The sequence below is a fragment of the Novipirellula artificiosorum genome (genome assembly GCF_007860135.1).
GTDB lineage: Bacteria > Planctomycetota > Planctomycetia > Pirellulales > Pirellulaceae > Novipirellula_A > Novipirellula_A artificiosorum.
In genome coordinates this window covers 98734-123542 of the sequence record NZ_SJPV01000014.1, presented here as the reverse complement: position 1 = coordinate 123542, position 24809 = coordinate 98734, and the positions used below count along the sequence as shown (strand labels likewise).

At 54.9% G+C, this 24809-nt stretch carries 13 protein-coding genes; 8 read left to right on the top strand and 5 right to left on the bottom strand.

Annotated elements, in window-relative coordinates:
• The first annotated feature begins 370 nt into the window (after positions 1-370).
• The 3 genes from Poly41_RS27815 to Poly41_RS27805 are packed head-to-tail and all read left to right on the top strand — an operon-like array spanning position 371 to position 3893.
• Positions 371-760 carry a GntR family transcriptional regulator gene (locus Poly41_RS27815; RefSeq protein WP_146530642.1) on the top strand — a complete coding sequence of 130 codons (390 nt, stop codon included), beginning with the start codon at positions 371-373 and terminating at the stop codon, positions 758-760.
• Between the two features lie 38 nt (positions 761-798).
• Positions 799-1722, top strand: a complete 924-nt coding sequence (locus Poly41_RS27810) for an ABC transporter ATP-binding protein (RefSeq protein ID WP_197231707.1) — start codon at positions 799-801, stop codon at positions 1720-1722.
• On the top strand, positions 1719-3893 hold the full coding sequence (locus Poly41_RS27805; protein WP_146530640.1) for a hypothetical protein: 2175 nt from the start codon (positions 1719-1721) through the stop codon (positions 3891-3893). Before Poly41_RS27810 ends, Poly41_RS27805 begins: the two co-directional genes overlap by 4 nt.
• A gap of 18 nt (positions 3894-3911) precedes the next feature.
• Here Poly41_RS27805 and cydB read toward each other — a convergent pair whose 3' ends face one another.
• The 4 genes from cydB to Poly41_RS27785 all read right to left on the bottom strand — a co-directional run bounded on the left by cydB (position 3912) and on the right by Poly41_RS27785 (position 8744).
• Positions 3912-4991, bottom strand: a complete 1080-nt coding sequence (gene cydB / locus Poly41_RS27800) for a cytochrome d ubiquinol oxidase subunit II (protein WP_231615996.1) — start codon at positions 4989-4991, stop codon at positions 3912-3914.
• Positions 4991-6646 carry a cytochrome ubiquinol oxidase subunit I gene (locus Poly41_RS27795; protein WP_146530639.1) on the bottom strand — a complete coding sequence of 552 codons (1656 nt, stop codon included), beginning with the start codon at positions 6644-6646 and terminating at the stop codon, positions 4991-4993. The genes cydB and Poly41_RS27795 overlap by 1 nt, the downstream gene beginning before the upstream one ends.
• A gap of 67 nt (positions 6647-6713) precedes the next feature.
• The gene (locus Poly41_RS27790; protein ID WP_146530638.1) at positions 6714-7181 is read right to left on the bottom strand and encodes a DsrE family protein; all 468 of its coding nucleotides are present in this window, start codon (positions 7179-7181) and stop codon (positions 6714-6716) included.
• 432 nt (positions 7182-7613) lie between these two features.
• Positions 7614-8744 (bottom strand): alginate O-acetyltransferase AlgX-related protein, encoded by a 1131-nt coding sequence (locus Poly41_RS27785; RefSeq protein ID WP_146530637.1) that lies wholly within the window; start codon positions 8742-8744, stop codon positions 7614-7616.
• A gap of 148 nt (positions 8745-8892) precedes the next feature.
• On the opposite strand from Poly41_RS27785, the gene Poly41_RS27780 reads away from it, so the two are divergent.
• A complete protein-coding gene (locus Poly41_RS27780; RefSeq protein WP_146530636.1) occupies positions 8893-17835 on the top strand; it encodes a type I polyketide synthase in 8943 nt (2980 codons plus the stop codon).
• Here Poly41_RS27780 and Poly41_RS27775 read toward each other — a convergent pair.
• A complete protein-coding gene (locus Poly41_RS27775; RefSeq protein WP_197231706.1) occupies positions 17773-18999 on the bottom strand; it encodes a condensation domain-containing protein in 1227 nt (408 codons plus the stop codon). The genes Poly41_RS27780 and Poly41_RS27775 overlap by 63 nt on opposite strands.
• Positions 19000-19249: 250 nt before the next feature.
• On the opposite strand from Poly41_RS27775, the gene Poly41_RS27770 reads away from it, so the two are divergent.
• The 4 genes from Poly41_RS27770 to Poly41_RS27755 all read left to right on the top strand — a co-directional run bounded on the left by Poly41_RS27770 (position 19250) and on the right by Poly41_RS27755 (position 24796).
• Positions 19250-20596, top strand: coding sequence for a glycosyltransferase (locus tag Poly41_RS27770; protein ID WP_231615995.1), 1347 nt, complete (start codon positions 19250-19252; stop codon positions 20594-20596).
• A 307-nt stretch (positions 20597-20903) separates the two neighbouring features.
• The gene (locus Poly41_RS27765) at positions 20904-22637 is read left to right on the top strand and encodes a TolC family protein (RefSeq protein ID WP_231615994.1); all 1734 of its coding nucleotides are present in this window, start codon (positions 20904-20906) and stop codon (positions 22635-22637) included.
• A gap of 90 nt (positions 22638-22727) precedes the next feature.
• Positions 22728-23864, top strand: coding sequence for a glycosyltransferase (locus Poly41_RS27760; protein ID WP_197231705.1), 1137 nt, complete (start codon positions 22728-22730; stop codon positions 23862-23864).
• Between the two features lie 38 nt (positions 23865-23902).
• A complete protein-coding gene (locus tag Poly41_RS27755) occupies positions 23903-24796 on the top strand; it encodes a glycosyltransferase (protein WP_197231704.1) in 894 nt (297 codons plus the stop codon).
• Positions 24797-24809: the final 13 nt, after the last annotated feature.

Genomic DNA, 24809 nt, shown 5'->3' with positions numbered 1-24809 from the left:
GCTTGCATGACGCCCAGGATCCATTCAGTCCAATAGCGGTCGTTTTCATTGTCATAACAGAACGCCCCCGAGAATCGTCCCTCGTCCGTACCGAACAGGGCGGGTATGCTCTCAATCGCCTGCCTGCTTTCTAGTGACTGCCGCGCCAACAATCTAGCGAGGTCCCAGATCGGGTCTTCGGCGCGACGTGAACCAGAGCGCGAGGCGGCGCGCAGACAATGATGCTCTGCGCACCTGCTTTGCCTGAGAAGCCCCGCCCGGTCTGAATGGCAAAAGCCCGACGCCCAACAAAAGCGTTTGACATCCGCACCGGCAACGCGTACTATGTGTCGTAGTACACCGGATTGGGTTTGACGCTGAGGTGAATTCGATGCAAATACGAGTGATTCCTGGCAGCAGTGCGGCAATTTATCGCCAGATCGCTGACCAGATTCGCCGCGCCGTCGTCGCCGGCGAACTTTCGGTCGGCGATGCCGTGCCGAGCGTGCGGCAGTTGGCAAAACAATTGGTCGTCAATCCGAATACGGTCGCCAAGGCGTATGCCGAACTGATTCGCGATGGCGTGCTGGAATCGCAAGCCGGCCGCGGCGCATTTGTTGCAAAACGACGGTCGGTATTCACCAAGACCGAACGACTCCGGCGTCTTGACGAGGCTCTGGACACCGCCATCAGTGAAGCAATCACGCTTGACTTTTGCAGCGACGAAATCGTCGAACGTCTGCGAAACAAACTGGAGCAATTCGATGCCCAGAAATCTTGAGCATGCTTTCTCAACCTTTTTCCAGGAGGGCTTTTGCCGTGACTGATCGTTTTGTGATTCAAACGGATCGTTTGACGCGATATTTTGGCCGTCGAGCCGTCGTGCGAGAGCTGAATTTTGCTGTCCCGCGAGGCTCGGTTGTTGGACTCCTCGGGCTCAATGGTGCCGGCAAGACAACGACGATTCGGATGCTGCTTGGCTTTCTTTCTCCAACTCGCGGGCATTGTACGGTTTTGGGGAAAGACAGCGCCGTGCTGTCTCCCGAGGACCGATCCCGAATCGGGCATACCGTCGAGGGCCATTTTCTCTATCCGTGGATGCGAGTACGTGAATGCGAACGATTCGGACGTGAGACGCATCCGCATTGGAACGGCGCGTTCTTTGAACAAGCGGTGCGGCGATTCGGAATCGACACCGGTGCAAAGGTCAGTTGGCTCAGCCGTGGCCAGCGAGCTGGGGTGTCGCTGGCGTCGACACTGGCCGGTGAGCCGGAATTGTTGATCTTGGATGATCCGGCGCTGGGACTCGATCCGGTCAGCCGCCGGGCGCTCAACGAAACGATCATCGAGTTCTGTGATTCCGGTGACCGATCGGTTCTGTTGAGCAGCCATCTGCTGGACGACATCGAACGGGTGGCCGATCGCGTCGCGATCATGGTCGATGGCCGCCTGCTGGTCGATTCAAAACTGGATGCGTTCCGCAACCGCATGTCGGGCTGTCTGGTCCGCACCGACCAAGACCCGACCCTTTCGCATCCGATCCCCGGCATGGTCCATAGCCGCCCGGTTGGCGACCGTTGGCACCTGACATTCGCCGATGCGGATCAAGAAACCGCTGCAGCAGTGGAACGCATCGGAGCGTTGCAGGTCGAGCCCGACGAAGTGACGTTTGAGGATGCCGTCTTAGCCTACTTGTCACGTTCACGCATGGGTCATTCCTTCTACAGTGGAGCCGCATCATGAAGATTCTGGTATGGAAAGAACTACGTGAAAACGTTCGGCTGCTACCGATTGGTCTGTTTGTCGTCGCCATCACCTGCTGGATGACGCTACCGGGTCGAAATAGCACGCAGGTGCTGATCGCCAGCGACTTGGTATTCAATCTAGCAATGATCGCGCCTTTGTTGGCGTTCGCTTTGGGCGTGATTCAAGCGTTTCGCGATTTACAACCCGCGTCGCGAGCCTATTTGAATCATCGCGGTGTCACCGACAGCCAAGTTTTCCTAGCTAAGACCTTCGCCGCGTTTGTGATCTATTTGATTGCGATCGGCGTTCCACTGCTGCTCTCTGCGGCTTGGATCGCAATGCGTGGGCTCGAGTATTATCCGATGCGTCCGGCTCAGGTCCTGCCGCCGCTGGTGTTCGCCATCGCAGCGTTCAGCTTGCATCCTGCATCCATGATGGTAATGAGTCGCGACGGGTCCTGGTGGGGAACACGGTTGTTTCCGCTGGTCGTTGCGGGCGGCATGACGATGCTATTCTTTTTGTTCCTGCGAGATGGAGGCATGTTCGGTGTCGGTATTGGGATGGCGATCGTACCGTTTGCGCTTGCCTGGCTCGTCGCGACCGCCCGCGAGGCGTGGATCGATTTGGCCAGCGATCCGGCGTCTTCGGCTTACAACACACCGCAGCGGAGCCGTTGGTTACTGCCCATCTATCTGGTGTTCTGTTGCCTCATCGTGGTTTGCACCGCGATTGGATTTGCGATCTCAGCAATTGAAACAGCACGACGATCTACCGTCTATGAATCGGTTCCGTATCATCAAGTCAGTATCGATATCGAAACGGGCAAGCCTTGGCTTGTTACCGAAAAGAGCGGATATGATCCGAAGACGAACGACTACGAGACATCTCAAATTGGTGGCGACGTGATCGAAGATGGCAAGGAAGTTGATCCACGTGAGGAAATTGACTCGAGCCAACAGTTTCGGTCACTGAACTATCTTTACGACCTCAGGACATTTCCCAATGGTGGTGACGGTTTTTTTAGCCGCCTTGCTACGACGTACGGTAGTTCGGGACTTCTCTTTTCGTATGATGTTCGCGGCTATCTGTTAGCTTACGACCATTGGCCGCGTCGACAATGGCGATACACCTTTTTTGCAGATAAAGTCCAGCGGTCAGGGGGATTTTCCGGTACACGCTTCACGGTTTCACCCGGAGGATTCCGGAGTTCGTTCGGGCTCTTCGCAAATGCAGGATACGATACGCCGTTGGTGGATCATCGGGGTGTTTACGTCCTCAAAATGGACTCGCTTGAGATCACTCCGATCGTGGATGAACCGGTTGAAGCAGTCACGATGGTTCAGCTTGACGAAGACCAAGCACCAAGGATGGTCTTGCGCAGCGGTAACAAGTTGATGGAGTACCGCTTGTTAGATCAAGCCGGGTCGGACGATTGGTTTCGCCCGCTTCCGGAAGGCGTTTACACACGCACGGTTCCGCTACCAGACAAAATCCGTTTTACTGCCGAACTGTCGCGTGAATTTGAATTGCCCGCTCCCCTACAAGCATTCGATACTCTATTGGTGGGTGCAACGGCACAGGGCTTTGTGCTGGTCGAGAATCGCAATGCAAAGCGAGTTTTCGAGATCGACAAGGATGGTTCGGCTGAGATGGTCCAATATTCGGTCAACCCAGCGGCAAAGGACGGCTTGCAGAAAGACGAACTAACCCCAGAGTTTATCCCGGCGGCGTTCATCCCCGGTGGCCTTGTCATCGGTGGACTGGCGACAGCGTTCGTTATCAACGTGGTCGATGGCAATCCAATCGCCGTGATCGATGCGATCCGTCAGAATCCCGTCTCGACGACCAGCTTCATCGTGTTGTTCTTGGTGGGATTGGTCTTTTGTTATGCCTTCGCCTTCTGGGCCGCGAAGCAACGAGGCCTACATGCGAAATCGCGTCGTCGCTGGCTTGTGTCGGTTCCAATTCTGGGTCTCGCAGCACCGTTATCGATTTTGGCGATTTATCGACGGATTTATCAAGAGCCGTGTCCGAATTGCGATGCGATGCGACGGGTGGACGAAGACGTTTGCCCAAACTGCGGCAAACCGTGGGACCCGCCAGCGAACGATGGCATCGAGATCTTTGATGAAGCGGTCACGATGGCATCACCGTGTGATGCCATTTGACAGTCCTGTTCATGCCTATCAGTAGCTCGTTTCATCCAGTTTGACCTTGCCTCGAAAGGTCCAGTAGATCACGCCGCTGTACGTTAATACGCAGGGCAAACCGAGCAGTGCGATCAACAACATGATCTTGAGCGTCTTCTGGCTACTGGCAGCATTTAAGATTGTCAGGCTATGGGATGGATCGTTGCTCGCGGGGACGAGAAACGGAAACAGCGCGGTGATGAAGAGAAAAACGAGCGCTGCGATCATGCAACTGCTGCTGAAGAATGCGTGACCCTCGATACCTTTATGGATGGCTCGCGGAATGTTCAGCACCGCCAACAGGTTGAGGATTGGCACGACCCACAAGATCGGCATCTCGTTCAACGTCGTGAGAGATCGGGGCGCTGCGATCGCCGTCCAAGTCGTGATCACAGCATAGAAAGCGGCAAAGAGGAAGAACATCCTCCACATCACGGGGCGCAATCTTTGCTGAAACTCGCCTTCCGTCTTCAAATACAAATAGATCGATCCATGCAGCGCGAAAGCCAGCACCGCCATGATGCCGACCGCAAGCGAATAGGGATTCAATAGTTCCGTGAATCGGCCCACGAATTCATGATTCCCGTCCAGAGGCACGCCGAGCATCATGTTGCCGACCGCAACGCCGAACAAAAATGTCGCCAATGTCGATCCGGCGAAGAACATCAGATCCCAGGCTTTTCGCCAGCGAGGAGAATGGACCTTGCCGCGAAACTCGAGGCTGACCGCGCGCAAGATCAACGCACACAGCAGCAACATCAAAGCCAAATAGAATCCGCTGAAGACCGTCGCGTAAGCTTCCGGAAAGGCAGCGAATAGGGCGCCTCCGAAAGTTACCAGCCAAACTTCGTTTCCATCCCAAAGCGGGCCAATACTGTTCATCACCAGGCGACGCTCGTGATCGTTCTGCGCCACGAACGGATGCAGGATTCCAACGCCAAGATCAAAGCCATCGAGAATCGCATAGCCGATCAACAGGACTGCGAGCAGAACAAACCAGACGAAGGCCAATGTTTCTCGGCTGAAATCTGGGATCATGCTCTGACCAAGTAGCAACAGGTTGGTGACACAGATCATCAGGGTGACACCTCGTTGTTCGCGATTACTTGCGGTTCCGTACCCGCTTCTGCCATTCGTTGTTCGGCCGTTCGGCGAGCGCCGAGTTGGAGCAGACTGGTAGCGCTGCTTGTACCGAATCCGCTATCGGGTGGGTCTGGGCCCGTTTGAATCTTCTTGTTCAGCACGAACAACCAAACCGCGCCGAGCAACAGATAGATAAAGAGAAACATGACGATGGATGCTGCAACTTGTTCGGCTTCGACCGCTTTGCTGACACCGTCATCGGTCCGCAAGCCGGCAAATCGTTGATCGTTCGAACCGTCCGGCAGCGTCGCTGTGACGCGTTCGTATTGAATGAAACCCTGCGCATCGAGGACCGGCTCGCCTGCGTCGTTTCGGACAATGGAAGGATGAACGATCCAAGGTTGCCGTCCAACTTCGGCGGCGACCCAGCCAACTTGGTTCGCCATCACGGCGAGCAGTACATTTCCCACATAGATCCACATCAACCAGCGGTGCTCGAACAGTGTTCCCCGCCAAAGTAAGGCACAGCTAAGCAGGGTCAATGCGATAAAGAACGTACCGGCCCCAACCATCAACCGCCAAGAAAGGAATGGAATCCAAAGCGGCGGGCGATCTTCGGGACGAATCTTGTCCAACCCGATCACCGGTTCGCTGAAACTCAGGTCGTCATGGACCATGAAACTGAGGGCTCCGGGAATGGCAATTCTCATCTGAACCGCTTCCTCTTCGGCATCAGGAATTCCAAAAAGCGTCAAGTCGGCAGCCCCCTCGCTGTCAAAATGTCCTTCAAAAGCAGCGAGTTTCGCTGGTTGATATTCGTAGACGTTCTGCGCCTGTCGATGACCACTCAACGCAATCGCAATGCTGCTGATGGCCGCGAGCACAAGTGCACCCGTAAAACTGCGTTTGGCGAAATCAACATGCTTGTTTTTCAAGATGTACCAGGCACTGATGCTGAGCACGAAGAACGCGCCCATGACCAAACAGCCCAGTAGCACATGTGTCAGGCGATGAACCGTCGACGGATTGAAAACCATTTCCCAAAAGTCCGTAATCTCAGCTCGCATCACTGGCACTCCGTCGATCACCCAGGGCTGCGTCAACACCTCGCCATTGGCGTCAAGTAGCGGTTGGCCATTGTCACCAAGAACCTGCCGAGTCATGGGGACGATCGCGCTCCCAGACGGAGTTTGTTGCCAGGAATTCGCAACGACGATCCAAACGCTGGAGAAAATGCTTCCCATCGCGACCATGCAGGTCGAGAAGAAATGCATCTTGGGACCGACTCGGTTCCAGCCAAAGATCAGGACAGCAAGAAATCCTGACTCTAAAAAGAATGCAAAAATTCCTTCCGCCGCCAGCGCAGACCCGAAAACATCACCGACGAAGCGTGAATAGGTCGCCCAGTTGGTTCCGAACTGGAATTCCATCACGATCCCCGAAGCGACACCGATCGCAAAGTTCAATCCGAAGACTCGTGTCCAGAATTTCTGAGCCTGCCTGTACGCTGCGTCTCCGGTTCGCAACGACATTGCGCCAAGGTAGACCAACACGACTCCCAAGCCGATGGTCAGCGGTGGAAAGAGGTAGTGGAACATGATCGTCAGCGCGAACTGCAAACGCGACAGAAATACGAGATCAAATTCCATACCCTGGGCCTTCCTTCACATGGGAGGAGCTAGAAATCGGATGCAGGGGATGCCTCGGTGGGATCAATCAGTAGGTGAAAACCACGGAGTCGGCGTGCAAGTGATCGAAGATCTGCTTTCGATCCTCAACCAATTGGATGCCTGGCGCAAGATCATCCGCTTCCACGCCGGTGACCTTCGCACACATTGGGCACACGATCATTTTGGCTCCCTGTTTCAGAAGGTCAGCGATCGTCGAACGAACGGATGGCATCTCCTCAAATCGAACATCGTCGCTTAGCGTCTTTCGAGCCAACGGTGGGGATTTGACGTTGAAGAAAATGACAACCTCCCGTCCATCCGCCAATCCATGTTCGGCAAAGTGAAGCCCCATCATCACCGAGTGCAGGCTCTCGGCCCCGCTGGTGAGATTGATCACGAGTGTGGGTTTTTGCGTGGGGGGCGTCGTGGGTTCATCGGCATTTGCGACGCAGGTGCCAACGATGGCAGCCGTAATCGCAAGCAACGCCGATTTCATTGTGGTAGGACATTTCATTCTTCAGTAATCCTTTTGTGGTCGCCTTGCAGCACAAGCGTCGACCGGAAACGCCGGTTTGCTTTCGGTCGTGGCATCTGCTCTTGCCTGTTGTTTCAGCCAACGTCATTATGCGCATATGCGCACTACGGTCAACGGAAGATTCTCAGATTTGGCCGAGTTTTTCAGAAGGGCACCGTTCTTGGCGCCTCCGCTGAAAGGGTCGCCCGTGCAATCCAGTCGCCGAAGTTGGATGACAACCGGAATTGGCTTGACGTTTGCGACCGAGGTGCCGACACGTTGGAGTTCCTTAAACGCAAGGGCAAACGTCGACGTCGTTTTGCTCGACGCGCCGCGCAGGAGCGACCCATAGTGATCGGCCATGGTGATCGGCCATGGTGATCGGCCATGGTGATCGGCCATGGTGATGCTAAGAAGCGTTCGTCATCCAGGTTACGGACTTATTCGCGGTTGTTCAAACTCGATCGCGACTTTGATACCCGGACTACCACATACGTTTTCGTGACGGCCGATTGCATCGATGACGAGTTGATGGTAGGCCGTCAGGCCTGATTGAGCCAGGCAATCCTCATCGATGAGGATTTGGTTTTCTAAGGCGGCTTTGCGATCCTGAGTGGATAGGTTACCGATCACCATCAAGATGTGGTCGTGCACGCAATAGTTGAGCTTCGGAACACGGACAACATAGCGAGCATTGGTTTGCGCAATCAGAAAATTGGGTTTGACCGCAGAAATGAAATCAGGATCCAAATTGGCGGCCGTGTGAACGAAAATCACGCGGCTAAAAAGTCGGCTTGTGAAATTCAGCATCGAGTAGCTTGAAGAAGCTCCAAAAAGCAGGCAGGTTTTATCCACCATCGCGTCGGGTTGCCGCGTGATCAGGATTCTGCCAAAGTTGCGAAGGCCGTTGTCATAAACAAGGAATTCACCATAGTTGTAAGAATCGAGCATCTCGGCAATCGAACTCCGTTGGGGAGTCACCTTGCAGCCTAAATCACCGACGATTTTTTGGGGGCGATAACGATCCTTGGCGAACAAGATGACGACGTCGCGACGAGATAAACCGAGCGTTTCTGCAAGCTCCACCGTGGCCAACATCGCACCGCGATCCGTCCAGTGCGTGTCCGTAACGAAGTAGGCGTTGTCACCCAGGGCGGAAAGGGGAGCGACAGGGTACACAAAGATCTTTTTGGGGATGAGTGCCGCGATCTGTTGCATCGGCCCCCACTGGCCAGTGGCTACGGGGTGGTATCGCCCGACGACACTCTCCTTGGTGGGGGACAGCAGCAGGGCGACCGGGGAATCGACAGTTCGACCCAATCGCTTGAGACCACGGGCGTACTTTCGCCAGGATCGAAGATCCCGGTTGCTCAACCGAAGGGTACCGCGGTGTTGATCGACACTGTTGTTTGTGTCATTATCCAAAAACAACCACCCCGCTTTGCCCTCGAGCACCTTAGCCGGTGCATTCTCGTCTTGGCGAGCGACAGGTGCGACAGCTGCGGGCCCGATGACACGCCGCAGGAATGCCTGCCCAGGTTGAAACAGATTCCATGGAGGCATCGATCGTTTCCTTGAAAGCCTGTATCGAAAACATTTGCTTCAGCGGCAATCGTGCCCAGAGTCGGTATCTGAATGACGCAACCTTGCTATATTCCTTTAGCAGGATCGCATCAAAATAGCACAAAACTAGGATCTTTGAAACTTGTCGATGACCGAACGGAATCCACCCAGTTCAGATGAACCCTTGGCATTGGTCGGTGTGGGTTGCCGATTCCCGGGCGGGGCATGCGACGCGAACTCGCTTTGGCAGTTGTTGGTCGATGGGCACAGTGCCATCCGCGACGTACCGGACGATCGTTGGCATGTGGATAGGTACCACCACCGCGATGCCGATACACTTGGACACATGGTCACACGCCGTGGCGGTTTCGTGGATCAGCTGAAGCAGTTTGACGCCGCATTTTGGGGGATCTCGCCACGGGAAGCGATGCGTATGGATCCGCAGCAGCGATGGCTACTCGAAACGGCTTGGGAGGCGTGCGAGGACGCCGGCATTCCGCCGAGCAAATTGCGTGGCACGTCCATGGGAGTGTTTGTCGGGGCATCGAGCCACGACTACGGTAGTCTGCAAATGAACGACATCGCGAACCTCGATGTTCACACGAATACGGGCGGCACACTGAGCATCGCCGCAAATCGCATCTCGTACTTGTTCGACTTGAAGGGGCCCAGCATTGCAGTCGATACGGCTTGCTCTTCGGCCTTGGTGGCCGTGGCGCTCGCCTGCCGCTCCATTTGGGCTGGCCAGTGCGGGGCCGCACTTGCCGGTGGCGTCAACGCGCTGATCACGCCCAATACCAGCATCGGTTTCAGTAAAGCTTCGATGCTGTCTCCGTCGGGCGAGTGTTTTGCCTTTGATGCAAGAGCGGACGGCTATGTCCGAGGCGAAGGGGCCGGCTTGGTACTGCTAAAACCGTTGAGTGAAGCGATCAAACAGAACGACAGGATTTACGCGGTCTTGCGATCCGCTGTCGTGAACCAGGATGGTCAAACCTCTTCGATGACCGTACCAAGTGTCGATGGCCAATGCGACATGTTGCGAACGGCCTATCGCGAAGCAGGCGTGGACCCCCGGGACGTCGCGTATGTTGAAGCTCATGGCACGGGAACTCCGGTTGGCGATCCCATTGAGGCAGAAGCGTTAGGGCGAGTGCTCTCAGAGGGCCGAGATGTCGATGACGTTTGTTGGATGGGATCGATCAAAACCAATATCGGTCACCTCGAATCCGCCTCCGGCATTGCAGGGTTGATCAAGGCGGCATTGGTATTGGAGCACAAGCAGATTCCAGCCAATCGAAATTTCGACACGCCCAACGCGGCTATCCCATTGCAGCGATACCAATTGAAGGTCCCCACTCAGTTGCGATCGCTTCCAACCACCGAAGGGCAACAACCGGTTGCTGCGGTGAATTCGTTCGGATTCGGAGGCACCAACGCGCACGTCGTGATGCAGGCGGCGCCCGATCGAGCGCCCCTACGGCGTGACGGCACGAATGCGGAACGCCCTTTCATCTTATCCATTTCCGCCCGAGACGAGGCTTCCTTGCGTGAGTATGCCAAACGCTATCGTCAGCGTCTCAAAACGATCGACCACGATTTAGCAGACTTCTGCTATTCGGCGGCGACTCGCAAGGAACGGCATGAACTGCGACTCGCCGTGATGGGAAACGATGCACGACAACTCAGGCAACGACTGACTCAGTGGCTCAACAGCGGCGAGGCGAGTGAAGGAATCGTCGCGAGTCGGTCGATGCATCGCAGCAATGAGAACGTTTTTGTTTTCACGGGGCAGGGATCCCAGTGGGCCGGGATGGGCCAACGTCTCCTTCAGAGCGAACCAATCGTACGTGATACGCTCGCAGAGATCGACGAACACTTTCAAGCACTCAGTGGTTGGTCTCTCGTTCGGGAAATGGCTCGGCCCGCAAGTGAGTCCAACATCCAGCAGACACGCGTTGCTCAACCAGCGATCTTCGCACTTCAGATCGCCCTTGTTCGGCTCTGGGCGTCTTGGGGCATTCGCCCAACATTAGTTGTCGGCCATAGCGTTGGCGAAGTGGCCGCGGCCCTCTGCGCAGGAATCTATTCCCTGCGCGATGCCGTTAGCCTTGTCTACCATCGCAGCCGACTGCAAAACAACACGGGCGGCGCGGGCCGCATGGTGGCTGCGGGCGTGTCGGCAGCGGAGGCCCGTGAGTTTATCGGAACGCACGCTGACCGTGTTCAGATCACCGCAGAGAACAGCCCTGCGTTGGTCACGATGGGGGGCGACACCGAACTAGTCGATTTGATCGGGGCAAGGATCGAGAGCAGCGGTCGTTTTGTACGATGGCTTGGGTTGGACTATGCATTTCATACGCATCAAATGGATCCGATCAAAGACGCATTGTTGGAAGCGTTGGCGAGCTTAAAGCCTCAGCCGGAACGTATTCCTTTCGTTTCGACCGTCACGGGCCAGTGCCATCCCGGCGATCAGATGGATGCGGGCTATTGGTGGCGTAACGTGCGTGAACCGGTTCAGTTTGAGACCGCGATGGCGACGATCGCGGCAAAGGGTGCGCAGCGGTACCTCGAACTAGGGCCGCATCCCGCACTGCGTAGCTCCATCGACGCCTGTCTGGCGGATCGAAAGGTTGAAGCCACGATCGTACATTCATTGACTCGTGAGACAGACGATCAATTGGAGCTGGCTACGAACGTTGCCAAACTGGATGGGAGCGGAGCCGACATCGACTGGCACTCGGTGAACCAGGGTTCCGGTGCGTACGTTCCACAGCCGCATTACCCCTGGAATTACCAAGCGTATTGGTTGGATCAAGGTGAAACCGGCAACCGGGTCGATCCACCCTTGCATCCACTGCTCGGTGAGCGATTGAACGTTGCTACGCCGACATGGCAATTCCATCTCGATCCGCACCTATTTCCCTATTTGAACGATCATCAAATTTGGGATGGAATTGTTTTTCCAGCTGCCGGGTATGCAGAGATCGGCATCGCGATCGCCGCCGCGTTATTTCCTGACGATTCTTACGCCGTTGAAGACATCGAGTGTGAAAACGCGTTGTTTGTGTCTGCCAATGCCGTACCTAAAATCCAAGTGGTCTTCGACAGTGAGAGCAAGTCCTATAGCGTGTACAGCGCGTCGAGCACCGCGAACGGCGGATCCGTCTCAGGCAGTAGGGCTTCATGGGAAATTCATGCGCGGGGCAGGTTGGTCATGATCCCGATGGCGTCGGAGTCGCAGGTGATCGATCTTTGTGAACTGCGTCAACGATTGCCTCGTCGCATCACCCACGACGACCTGTATCGCGATCTGTTCGGTATGGGATACGGCTTCGGAGCAGACTTTTCACTGATTCAAGAATCATGGAGCGATGTCGCGGGATCGGAATTGGGGTCGCTCTACCCGGAAGCCCTATCTCGAATTTCCGTTCCCAAGCAAGTTGCCGAAGACTCAATCCACTACGGCATTCATCCAGCCGTTCTCGATGCGTGTTTTCAAGCCACGCATGGAACTCGCGATGTTGCTGAGCTGGCTGATCATGCCAATTGTCTGTATCTGCCGCAGGCGATCGGCCGTGTTCAACTCCACACAAAGCAAATCCCCACGGAGCTTTGGGCCCATGCAAAGCAATCCCATCGGGAGGGATCGTCCGTTGAATATTCGATTTGCGTTGTAGATGAGAGCGGGAAACCGGTCGCGTCAATCTCGCGTTTTCGCGTCACGAAGGTCGACCAGCCTCGCCGCAGCGCCCGTGCCGAAGAGCAATTCTACCAATTCAAGTGGCAACCCAAACGGCTTCGTGGCGCTCGAGTTGGCGGTTCGGCGAACTTCGCATCGATCGATGAGGTTCTGGCTGCGGTAGAGGATTCCATTCCACAAGGTTATGCCACGCGAGGGCTTTCCGAATACTACAACGATTTTATTCCACGCATGGAACAAATCGTACATCAACTCATCGAGAATGCTTTTGTCGAGCTTGGATGGAGTTTCGGTGTTGGCGAATGCTTCACTTACGATCAAGTATTCGAATCGTTCGGAATCGCTGAGCAGCATCATCGCTTGTTTCGAGCCGAACTTGGGTGGCTCACCGTCAACGGAGCGGTCCAAGCCAACGACTCAGGCTGGCAGGTGAAGCGGGGACTGCAACGGATTGATATGGCCCCTGCATTGGCCGAGCTAGCCAAAGCGTATCCGCGGTTTGCCTCCGAGGTGTCGCTAGTCGAAGCAACGGGGCCACGACTCGCAGAAGCGTTGGCGGGCGAACTCGATCCCTTGGACCTTTTGTTCCCCGACGGTTCGAATGAACTGATGGAAGCCTTCTATACACATGCGAGCGATCTGCCCGCGTTCAATCAGTTGATTCAAACCGCGGTTGCGAAAAGTATCGAGCGGTTGCCCGAGCGGCGTGTGCTTCGTGTCTTGGAAATCGGCGCCGGAACAGGGTCACTGACACGAAGCTTGTTGGAAGTGCTGCCGCCTGATCGTTTGGAGTACACGTTCACCGATGTTGGAAGAGCATTCATCACCGAGGCAAAACGTAGTTTTGCTGACCACCCATCTATCCATTTTCAATCATTCGATATCGAGCGTGATCCGACATCGCAAGGCATTGTCCAAAACGGATACGACCTAATCGTTGCAACAAACGTGTTGCACGCGACTGCCGACCTTCGTTCCACTCTTGCTCATGTGCAGACTTGCCTTGCGTCAGAAGGAAGGTTGGTTTTTCTCGAGCTTGTCCGTCATCGACCGATTTGCGACAACGTGTTCGGATTGCTCGAAGGTTGGTGGAAGTTTACCGATACGGATGAACGCGACCATTCACCTTTGCTAAATCGTGTGCAGTGGGAGTCGTTGCTTTCGCGATCTGGCTTCGACCAAATTCAGTCGTTTACTTGTTCACCCAACGAGCAGGAAGCCGAGCAGACGGTCTTCGTAACGGTGGGACCCGCAATCAAGGCAATCGAGTCACCGACCGACGCAAATTCGAAACGACCATCCACGGTTTTGGTCTATGCGGACCGAGGCGGCATGGGGCAAGCGATTGCCTCGAAATTCGAGCAGCAAGGTAATCGTGTGATCGTGCTTCGGCGTGACGCGTCCTTTGAGCGGATCAACGAATCTGCGTTCACTTTGGCCGATGGAAATGCAACTGAACTTGAAAGAGTTTTTGCGGATTCGAAGCTTGACGACACCGATCTGAAAACCATTGTTCATTGCTGGGCTCTCGATCACACAGCGGCCCCCTCTTGCAATGAACAACTGCTCGCGGATCAGCGGACGGGGGTATTTAGTGCGCTACAGCTTTCGCAAGCATTGGAAAAGATCGATCCCGCGGCAAGTCCGCGCGTCTATTTCCTGACACGTTCTGCTCAAGCGGTTGCCGACAACGACCCTATCGATGGCTTAGCTGCCTCACCGCTGATTGGCTTTTGCCGCGTGGCGAGCAACGAGACGAGTCAGTTTCGATGGACGTTGGTCGACCTGGATCCGAACCCCGGGCCGTTCGAAGCCGATGATGTTTTCAACGAGATCACCGACGAAAACGAAGAGCAAGAGGTGGCACTCCGTGACGACCAACGCTTTGTTCATCGTCTGCAGCGCATCTCCTTTGATCAGATCCCGCTACGCAGTCAATGTGCGGTGCTTGACAGCGGCGCGATGGTTCCGTTTAAGTTGCAAATGAGAAAAGCGGGGGTGCTTGAGAACCTGACGTTGAATGAAACCAACCGGCGCCCGCCGGGCCCGGACGAGATCGCGGTTCGCGTGTTCGCTGGCGGAATCAATTTCCGAGACGTCATGAAGGCATTGGGAATGCACCCCGGCACATCGGAGGATTTGCTTTGGTTTGGGGACGACTTTTCCGGCGTCGTGGAAGCGGTCGGATCCAGGGTGAACAAGATCAAGTGTGGCGATTGCGTCTCGGGAATTGCTCCTTACGCTTTTCGAAGTCATGTCACGGTGGATCAGCGGCTGGTATTCAAACATCCAACGAGTTTGTCGTTTGAACAAGCGGCCACGTTGCCCACCGTCTTTCTGACGACGCACTTTGCGATCAAGAAGATTGCACGAATGCAACGTGGCGAGCGTATCTTGATTCATGCGGCTGCCGGTGGTGTTGGCCAAGCGGCAATCCAAGTTGCTCATCACCTTGGGCTCGAGGTCTTTGCGACGGCAGGGACCACCGAAAAGCGAGAACTCTTGAAATCGATGGGAGTTGCTCATGTCATGAATTCGCGAACGGTGGAGTTTGCAGATCAGATTTGGGACCAAACCTCGGGCGCAGGCGTCGATGCCGTTCTGAATTCTCTCGCTGGTGAGTTCATTCCCAAAAGTCTTTCGGTACTTGCTCCCTTCGGGAAGTTCTTAGAGATCGGTAAAGTCGACGTGTATGGGAATTCCAAGCTCGGTTTGGCGGCGTTTAAGAACAACATCTCGTACCACATGATCGATCTGGCTCAGCTACTGGTGCAAAGGCCTGACCAAATCGCAGCGCTCCTTGCTGAGTTGTCATTGCTGTTTGAATCGGGGACCTACGCACCGTTGCCTCACACCGTTTTCCCCGTCCACGAAGCCGCTGAGGCCTTTCGGTTTATGGCGCAAGGAAATCACATCGGAAAGAACGTGCTGGCGTTTCCTCGTGATCCAGCGGAAGCATCGACGCTTTGCCTAGGTCCCTGCACCGACGACGGGAGTCTGCTTCGCGGGGATGCCAGTTACCTGATCACGGGCGGTGCCAACGGTTTCGGATTCGAAATTGCCAAGTGGATGGTTCGCCAGGGGGCACGGCATCTCGTGCTGATGAGTCGCAGCGGCCCGCGAGAGGAAGCGGCGAAAGAAATCGCAGCCTTGCGTAGCGAGGCTGTCACCATTATGGATGCTCGCGGCGATGTAACGAATCCAGAGGATGTCGACCGCGTGATCGAGCAGATTCAACCGACCTGTCCAGCATTAAAGGGAGTCGTTCATGCCGCGATGGTGCTCGACGATGCATTCCTGGCTGATTTGGATGAGGAACGTTTCGCTTCGGTTCTGTATCCAAAAATGCTCGGAGCCTGGAACCTACATCAATCCACGCGAAACCTTTCACTCGATCATTTTATCTGCTTCTCGTCGTTTTCCACGATTGTGGGAGCACCCAAGCAAGCGAGCTACAACGCGGGAAATAGTTTCCTTGACGCGTTGGCGAAGTATCGTCACGCGAAGGGGCTTCCTGCGCTGACCTTGAACTGGGGGGCTGTGCTGGGCGCAGGATTTGTCGCTCGAAACGAGAAAACCGCAGAGTACCTCGATGGCATCGGGCTTATAGCACTTCAAATGCAAGAGGCGCTCAAGGTCTTTGCCGAAATGATTCTTCGCGACACACCGTTGCTGGGTGTGGGCCGAGTCGACTGGCAGCAGTTGAGTCAACTTTGCACGGCTGTGGCGAAGCGGCCCATGTATGAAGGGGTCGCTCACGACTCGTCACCGGACCGATCCAATGCAAGCTTACAGTCGGAACTGTGCAGCGCGTCGCGCAAGAAACGGCCTGAGATCTTGGAGAATTTCTTGGCGCAGCAAGTCGCTGCTGTCTTTGGTATCGATGCTGGAAAGGTCGACCGCGACGCATCGCTCAACCAAATTGGTGTTGATTCCTTGATGGCTGTTGAATTGATCAATCGAATGGAGTCCGCAACGGGAGCAAGAATTCCGATGAGCCGTATTCTGAGCGGATCGACGGTACGGGAACTCAGTCAAAGCATCCTCGAGTTGATTCCTGGCCTCGACCACGCGGAACCGATGGATTCCAATAACCTGCGCACGGAGGGCGATGCGTTTGCCAGCGATGCGATCAACTTTGAACTCGAAGCCGAACTCGACCCGACCATCGTCCCGAGCAAGACGTTGGTGCATCGAGACAGTCCGCCGCGTTTGTTACTGACCGGTGCAACGGGGTTCCTCGGCGCCCATCTTCTTCACGAATTACTGGAAACAACGCCTTCGCAGGTTGTCTGCCTGGTCCGATCCGACAATGAACAGGCAGGGAAACGACGGATCGTGAACAACCTGTCCAAGTATGGGCTGCAGCCTCGGGAGATCCAGGATCGAGTGAAGGTGATCAGCAGTGACTTTTCGCGGCCACAGCTTGGTCTCACTCCGGAGCAATTCGATCAGCTCGCCGATTCCGTCGATGTGATCTATCACAACGGCGCCAACGTCAATTTGGTGATGCCCTATCAATCGCTACGGCAAGACAACGTTGAGGGGACGCGTGAATTGTTGCGTCTCGCTTGCCACCGAGTGCAAAAGCCGTTGCACTATGTTTCGACCTTCACCGTTCACGCGACCGAAGCAAATCGCGGCTGCAGAATCCAGGAATCCGAACCGTTACCGGTATGTGAGGATTTGCTGTACGGTTATTCACAAACAAAATGGGTCGCCGAGCGGATGATTGAAGAGGCAAGAAGGCGTGGGATGTCGGTGACGATCTATCGGCCAGGACACGTGACGGGACACAGTACAACGGGAGTCGCGAACGTCGATGACTTGTTGCATCAAATTGTCCGAGCTTGTCTGTTGATCGGTGCAGCTCCCTTTCGCGATTTCGAACTCGATGTGACCCCCGTCGACTTTGTATCCAAGGCAATGGTCTACCTTGCTCAACAAAAGGAGGCACAAGGAAAGACGTTTCACTTAACGAACCCCAACCCGCTCAGCGCCAAAGCGTTATCCGATTGGATGCGCGACGGAGGAGCCAATATCGAATTGATGGATGTCGAACCATGGCGTGAACGGTTGATCGAATTGGCCGACCCTGCGAGTGCATCGACGGATGGGTTCAAGGTGCTCGGCGATCTATTGGTGCCACGCTTAGCAGCGGGGGGCAACCGGGCCATTCACGGCCGCTTCTGTTGTCGGCAGACGCTCGATGCGTTAATTCCAAGCGGTGTGAAATGTGCACCTGCGGACGCCCGTCTGATCTCCACTTGCCACACTTACATCCAACAAATGGATCGCCTGCTGCGAATTGACGATGCCTCGGATTCACAATTGCGTGCCCGCTGTGTCAGCGACCTGATTCAACCCAGCGACGAACAGGTCCATTAACACATCGGATTGTTTCTCGCTGACGAATTCGGCGTCATAGTGAAGGTTAAGTTTCAGGCGATTGGCATATTCCAAGGTGAACATGGTGACGCAATTGTAAGGTCGCAATGGCGCAAGGCCGTCGATATCTCGGAGGACTAAATCCGCGACGTGCAAGAAACCGTCTCTGCGAGGCAAAGGGCAGCGACGTGTTGTCTTTCCTGCGCTGGAAAAAATCACGGATGTCTTGCACGTATCTTGTTGTACCGAGCGTTTTAAAGCCCAAGGCATCCCGTTCAAGATATTCAAGACAAACAGGAAGGTGTACCGCAATTGAAACCGCTTGATGACTTCCATCTCAGCCCGAATTCCCTTCAACAGCTGATCACGATCGCCACCCTGGTCTCCACGTCGATCGAGAAAAATGGAGCTAACGTAGTTGAGCGCCGGTAAGGAGCGATAGGATGCGTCACGCAGATTAATAGGAATCATCATCCGCGTCCAATGCCGTTCGCTGTATTGTCCATATAATTTTTGCCAGTCCCACAGTGCGCAAAAGAACTCGCAAACCAGTAACTCATGAACCGTCACGTTTCGATGATTTGCTGCTTTTCGCAGAGCGAGGGTTTGCGATGGATCAAGAAGAAAACTCGTTAACGCAGGGTATGCCTTCGTTGATTTTGTACAGCGGTCACGCGCTTGATGTGCGAGCAATGGGATGGGCTGACGTCCCCAAAATTGGGCCGCCCCCATCAACCCAACAAGTTGACCGGGTAATCGCTTGAGCGTTCTGAAAAAGGAAAGACCGTAGGCACCCCGTACGGCTAGACGGTTCGGATCAACCGTCGGAACAAATTTGTACGATTTACCGAATTCACGCAGACCAGCATAGTGAACCATCAAATCATCGGTGAATCGGTCGATTCCAGCGCCATCACAGCAGGCGTGGTGGAACTGAAAGGTCACATCAACGGTCGATCGATCCTGCACGACATAGACTTTTAGACCAGCCTCTCGGCGGAGGTCGATCTCTTCGGCTTGTGGTAACAAACCTCCCGTTTCCCCCTCGCGCCATCGCAAGGCGGGCAGCATGTCTCCCGAAAACGACCAACGCTCACGCCATCCAGATCGAAGGGTTGCCCTTAACAGCGGATGGTGCTGCAGCGTTGCCTGCAACGCCATCATGAAAGATTCTCGATGCAAATTGCCTTGAAAATGCAGGCGAAGAAAGCAGCAGCAGGGATAGGCTGGGCAATCTTGGAACAACATACATCGTTCGAAAGGCGTTAAACGCAAAGCATTGGCGGTCGTTGAGATCAATCGGATGTGCCCTGCACGACAACGAAAAGCCGCAGTATACTCAGCGTCGTCGTCACCGACGATGGTCCTTGCTTGCTCGTTCTTTGTGAAGCTATCCGAAAAGGGATTTTCTTTTGTGACAATCGCGGATGCAATCTGTTGGACCGTTGTTCTGATCGTAGCGATCCAAACTTGCTTTGCACTGACCTTTGCCGCGATCCTGTTTCGCAACAAGCCCACGCTTGACACCGACTACACTCCCCTGGCCGCGATCGTCCTTTGCCTACGCGGTGCCGATCCGTTTTTGCGGCAGTGTATCACTCGGCTTTTAGATCAGGATTATCCCGATTACGAGTTACATGTTGTCGTCGACAGCCACCAAGATCCATCGCAGCAGATCCTGCGAGAGTTCGAGTCCAATCCGCGTTTGAGCGTGAGTGTTCTGGAGCATCCTGCTGAGACCTGCAGTCTCAAGTGCAGTAGCCTTGTTCAGGCGATTGGTGAGCTGGATCCATCGTTTGAGATCATTGCATTGTGCGATGCTGACTGCGTCCCGCATCGGACTTGGCTAGCAGAATTGGTCGTTCCGCTCGCATGCTCCGAAGTGGGAGCGACCACAGGCAATCGTTGGTACGATCCTCCGGATGCTGCCGGAGCCTCTTTGTTGCGTTATCTTTGGAACGTGCCTGCATCGGTCAACATGATTTTGTTGAAAATTGCGTGGGGTGGAAGCTTGGCCATCCGGCGTCGTGTCCTGCTCGAGACGGGGTTGCTGGAAAAGTGGTCTTACGCCCTGTGCGAGGACACGATGCTCTATCGCGTTTTGCGCAGGCACGGCTATCGCCAGGTTTTTGTACCGAGCGTCATGATGGTCAACCGAGAATCCTGTACCCTTGGCGATTTGATGAAGTGGATACCTCGACAACTGCTGACGGCAAAGCTCTATCACCCCAGTTGGCCCGCAACCGTAGGCTATGGAATCCTGTCTTTCATCGTACCGCTGCTCGCCGCTGGTTTGGCCTTCGTCGGTTGGATGCGATCCGACATGGCATCCATCCGTATGGCACTGCTCGTGTTCGCGGGATTCGAACTCTCGAATGTGCTGCTCGTTGCACTATGCCAATGGAGTGTCTGTCGACAACTCTCGAATGAGGAGGCAAAGCCCAGGTGGTTTGGTTTCAGGCGAGAGGCAAAAGAGTTCTTACCGTACGACGGACTTCCAAGTCCGTTGAAAGTCACGACGGACACGGATTTCCGTCAAACAAATGGTAAATTGGCTGCTGCTGTTCGCGTCACGTCGTTGCTGATGCTACCGATCTGGATCGTGTTCGCACAACTCCTCGCGCCACTTAGCTTCCTGAGGTGTTTCTTGATCACGAATATCACATGGCGAGGGATCGATTACCGAATTCGAGGTCGCAAAATCAAACGTGGCAAATACGTCGCATTTGGCGAACCGATGAAGCAGACGAATTCACTTTAACGCGGTAAGGTTTACAGGTTAGGCGGTTCTATCGGGTGGCGACGATGATCATGATACGTCCCCACTACCATTCCGATAATGGTTAAAGCTTGACAAACACAAAGCGATCTACTCAACGCCTATTTTGCCGCCAATGCACTCCTCTTTGCTAGCATGCCGCCGTCGTTTCGCAACGGCATTCATGCTGATCGCTTTGCCGGTTGCATGCTTTGCGGGCTGCCAGTCTTCGCGAACCCGCCATTTGTCCGAATCAAACCTTTCTGGGGGCACGTCCGCAAGTCGAGCGGAGATCGATGACGAGTCCCGGTTGCAACAAGTCTCGTTCTCTCAGCCGAGTTCGCTTTCCCAAACCGATGTCTTTGTGGAGTCAACGGAGCAGCCGTCACCGCCCATTGCGGACGACTTTGACAGCCTAACGCACTGGTATCTAACCCTTGATGATGTGGTCAAGCTAGCACTCGACAACAGTACCGTGATCCGAGACCGTGGCGGTCGTGTCTTGACGTTTCCCAGTGCGGTGCGGACCACATTCGATCCCGCTGTGTTACGAAGCGATCCCAACCTCGGCATCGACGCGAGCCTCTCGGCATTTGACACTCAATTCGAGTCCGGCCTCGTCTACAATGGTGGCGGGAATTCAGTCAACTCCGCCTTTTCGAGTGGACAGTTCGGTGTTTTTGCACAGCCAGAGACGCTTGCGAAACTCGGAGTGGGACGCATTTTGCGGTCGGGAACCAAGGTGTCGCTTGGTGGCGTCGGCGGCTATGACCAAACCCTGGCCGGAGGATTTTATGCTGCCTATGGAGCCGAGGCGCGACACCCGCTGATGCGAGGTGCAGGAACCCAATTTAATCAAATCGCTGGCCCTCTGGCTAAGCCAGGCATGTACCGAGGTGTGCTGATTTCGCAGCTTGATCACCATCAAGCACAAGTGGAGGTTGAACAATCCGTATCCGAGCTGGTTCGTGATGTCGCAATCGTTTACTGGGAGCTGTTCTTTGCTTATCAGAACTTGAATGCTAAACAAACGGCACTGGAAAACGCGCGGCAAGCATGGCAACGCGAACAGCAGCGGGTCGCCCAAGCGGTCAGCCCGCCCGATGTCGAAGCCTTAGCCCGACAGCAGTACTATTCCGCAGAAGCTGGGGTCCGCAATGCGATCTGTGGTACCATCCCGGGTCAAACGGGAGTCTACAATGTCGAGCTGAGACTCAGGACGTTGATGGCTCTTCCCACATGCAGCACTCAGTTGATCCATCCAGCGGGGCTGCCGCTTGAAGCACCGCTGCGCTTTGATTGGCAAGAAAGCGATGCACTGGCCCAGACGAAACGCATCGAACTTCGCAAGCAGCTTTCGGCAATCAACAAGCGAACCTTAGAACTGAAAGCGGCCCGGAATCTTCAGCGTCCCCAAGTGGATCTGATTGGAAAGTACCGTCGATTGGCTGACGACCCGTCCACGGCCACCGACACGGCTTTGTTCAGTGACGCTTTGCAAGGTTGGCAGGTTGGAATCGAATACAGCCGAGCGGTCGTCAACCGTCGCGAGAACGCAGCAGTGCGTCATGCACATCTTCAATTATGCCGCGAGCAAGCGATTGCAGCGGAACAACGTCGGCACATCTCGGCGGAGCTACGTACTGCATTCATTGAATTGGACCGCGCCTACGGAGCCATGCAATCGATGGCCCATAGCCGCGAAGCAGCTCAGATTCGCTTGCAAGCGCAATCCCAACGTCATGCAGCAGGCGACGTGCATGTGGAGGAGGTTTTGGAGGCTCAGATCCGCGCGACCAAGGCCGAAACCGAATACGAGCGAAGTTTAGTCGACTACAATTTGGCGTTCATTAAGGTGCATAGTGCAAGAGGTACGTTGTTGGAGGTCATGGGGGTCGGATTTGGTGAGCCGACAAACGACGAGTTCCGCTTCGCACTCAATGCTTCATCGGTGTTTGCGCAACCCAATCGGTTCGACCTTCAAAATTCAGGCGAACGAATCGCGACACCCCCTTTGCCTGCCGCAACGATCACGCCACGATAGAACGCGGCGTAGGAATTGCTTCGGCATGGAATGAGGGTTTTAGCATCGCTCATTTCAAACCACGGGCTTGGGTATTTTGGGTTTTGTAAGGTGAAAGTCGGCTTCTACTCTTCGATGACGGGAATGCCTTGGGGGGGAAGTGAGGTCCTTTGGTCCAAAGTGGCTCACCGGCTTCTCAACAACGATATTCAAGTGACCGTGAACTACCGTTGGTGGGAAAATGCAGCGCCTGAACTGGATCATTTGCGTTCGGCTGGTGCAACGATTTGGCCACGCCGTGATCCAACTTGGCGATCCTGGCCCTACCGAATGACGTCCCCGCGGAACCTTGAGAGCGAAACAAGCCACGTCCGCCGTTGGATCGCCCGCGAAAAGCCTGATTTTGTTCTGGTCATACTCGGCTACCACCTCGACGCGGTCACACCAGCGACCGAATTGATTCGGCGGGAAATCCCGTATGCGATCAATGTCCAGGCCGCCAGCACCGAGGCACTTGAGGAAACCGATCTCGAGGAGTTTCGCGCGGCATACCGCAATGCAAGAAAGGTTTTCTTCGTTTCACAAGAGAACCTCGACCGCGTCGAAACCAACCTTGCCATCGAGCTTCACAACGCGGCAATCGTCGACAATCCGTTCAATGTGCAGTGGAATGCAAATCCCTGCTGGCCATCCGACCAGGGTCGGTTGCAGCTCGCCTGTGTTGGCCGAATTCACTTCACTTCGAAAGGCCAAGACCTGCTGATCCCTTTGTTGAAACAAGAAAAGTGGCGTGATCGTAACCTCTGTATTCGCTTGTTTGGAGATTCACAAGGCAATCGCACGCAGATGGAAGGTTTGATTGAGCGTTACGGCCTACAATCCCACATTCAGCTAGCTGGTTTCGCTCAAAACGTCGAAGACATTTGGGGAAATCACCATGGTTTGATTCTGCCCTCGCGTTTTGAAGGTGCGGCATTGGCTGTGGTGGAAACGATGCTTTGCAATCGGATCTGCATTACCACCGATGTCGGACGCAACCGCGAACTGATCGATCATGGAGAAACGGGGTTCCTTGCTGCCGCAGCGACCGTTGAACTACTCGACGCCGCGCTGGAAGCCGCCTGGAAAAAACGAGGGGATTGGCGGTCCATGGGAGAACTCGCAGGCAGGCGGATTCGTCAACGATATGGCAGCAATCCGGTGAGCGATTTTTACCAGCAGATCGTCGATCTCGGACACATTCAATAGCAACCCGCGAACCCTATGACTTTCCAATGAAAATCAGCGTGGCAATTTGCACATGGAATCGGTCGCGATTGCTGCGTCGAACCCTTGAGCGACTCTGCGAAATCAACACGGACGGTCGTTTTTCGTGGGAGTTGATTCTCGTCAACAATCACTCGACCGACGACACCGCTCAGGTGATTGATGATTTCTCTGGATTACTGCCGATCGTGTCCCTGTTCGAGCCCGTTCAGGGGCTCACGCCGTGCCGCAATCGTGCGGTCGCCGAGGCGTCGGGCGATTATGTGGTATGGACTGACAATGATGTTCTCGTTTGCAAGAATTGGCTGGTTTCCTACGTTGATGCTTTCGAAGCGGAACCGGAGGTTGCATTCTTTGGCGGTGCGATCGAACCGTGGTTCGAACCGCCTGGTCGCCCCGAATGGATTGAGTCGACCTGGGAGAAATGCAAGCCTGTGTATGCCGCGCGAGACATCGGTGAGACACCGGTTGATTTGACGGAAGACCGTTTGCCGTATGGAGCAAATTTTGCGATAAGGACAGATTTTCAGCGCGTCTATCTCTACGACCCGATGCTAGGACGCGTTCGTTCGGCAATGATTGGGGGAGAAGAGACCCATGTCCTCGAACAGATCGCTCGCGCTGGCGGGAAAGGGCGGTGGGTTCCCAATGCCAAAGTTCAACACATCGTCCCGGCTGATCGAGCAACCGAACGCTATATACGTTCCTATTATGTCGGCCAAGGGCAAGCCAATGTCCTTTTCAATAAGCAAGGTTCTCGTCGGATGGTTGCTCTGCTTGACGCATCCTATCAATCGTTGCTCTACCGACTCAAGCGGCATCGTAAACAACCCGACGAATGGGTTTCCCATATGATTCGGGCATGCATTTCGTGGGGTGAGTTCACGAGTTACCGTTCACGGAGTTTGCCATAAACTTGGCATTCCA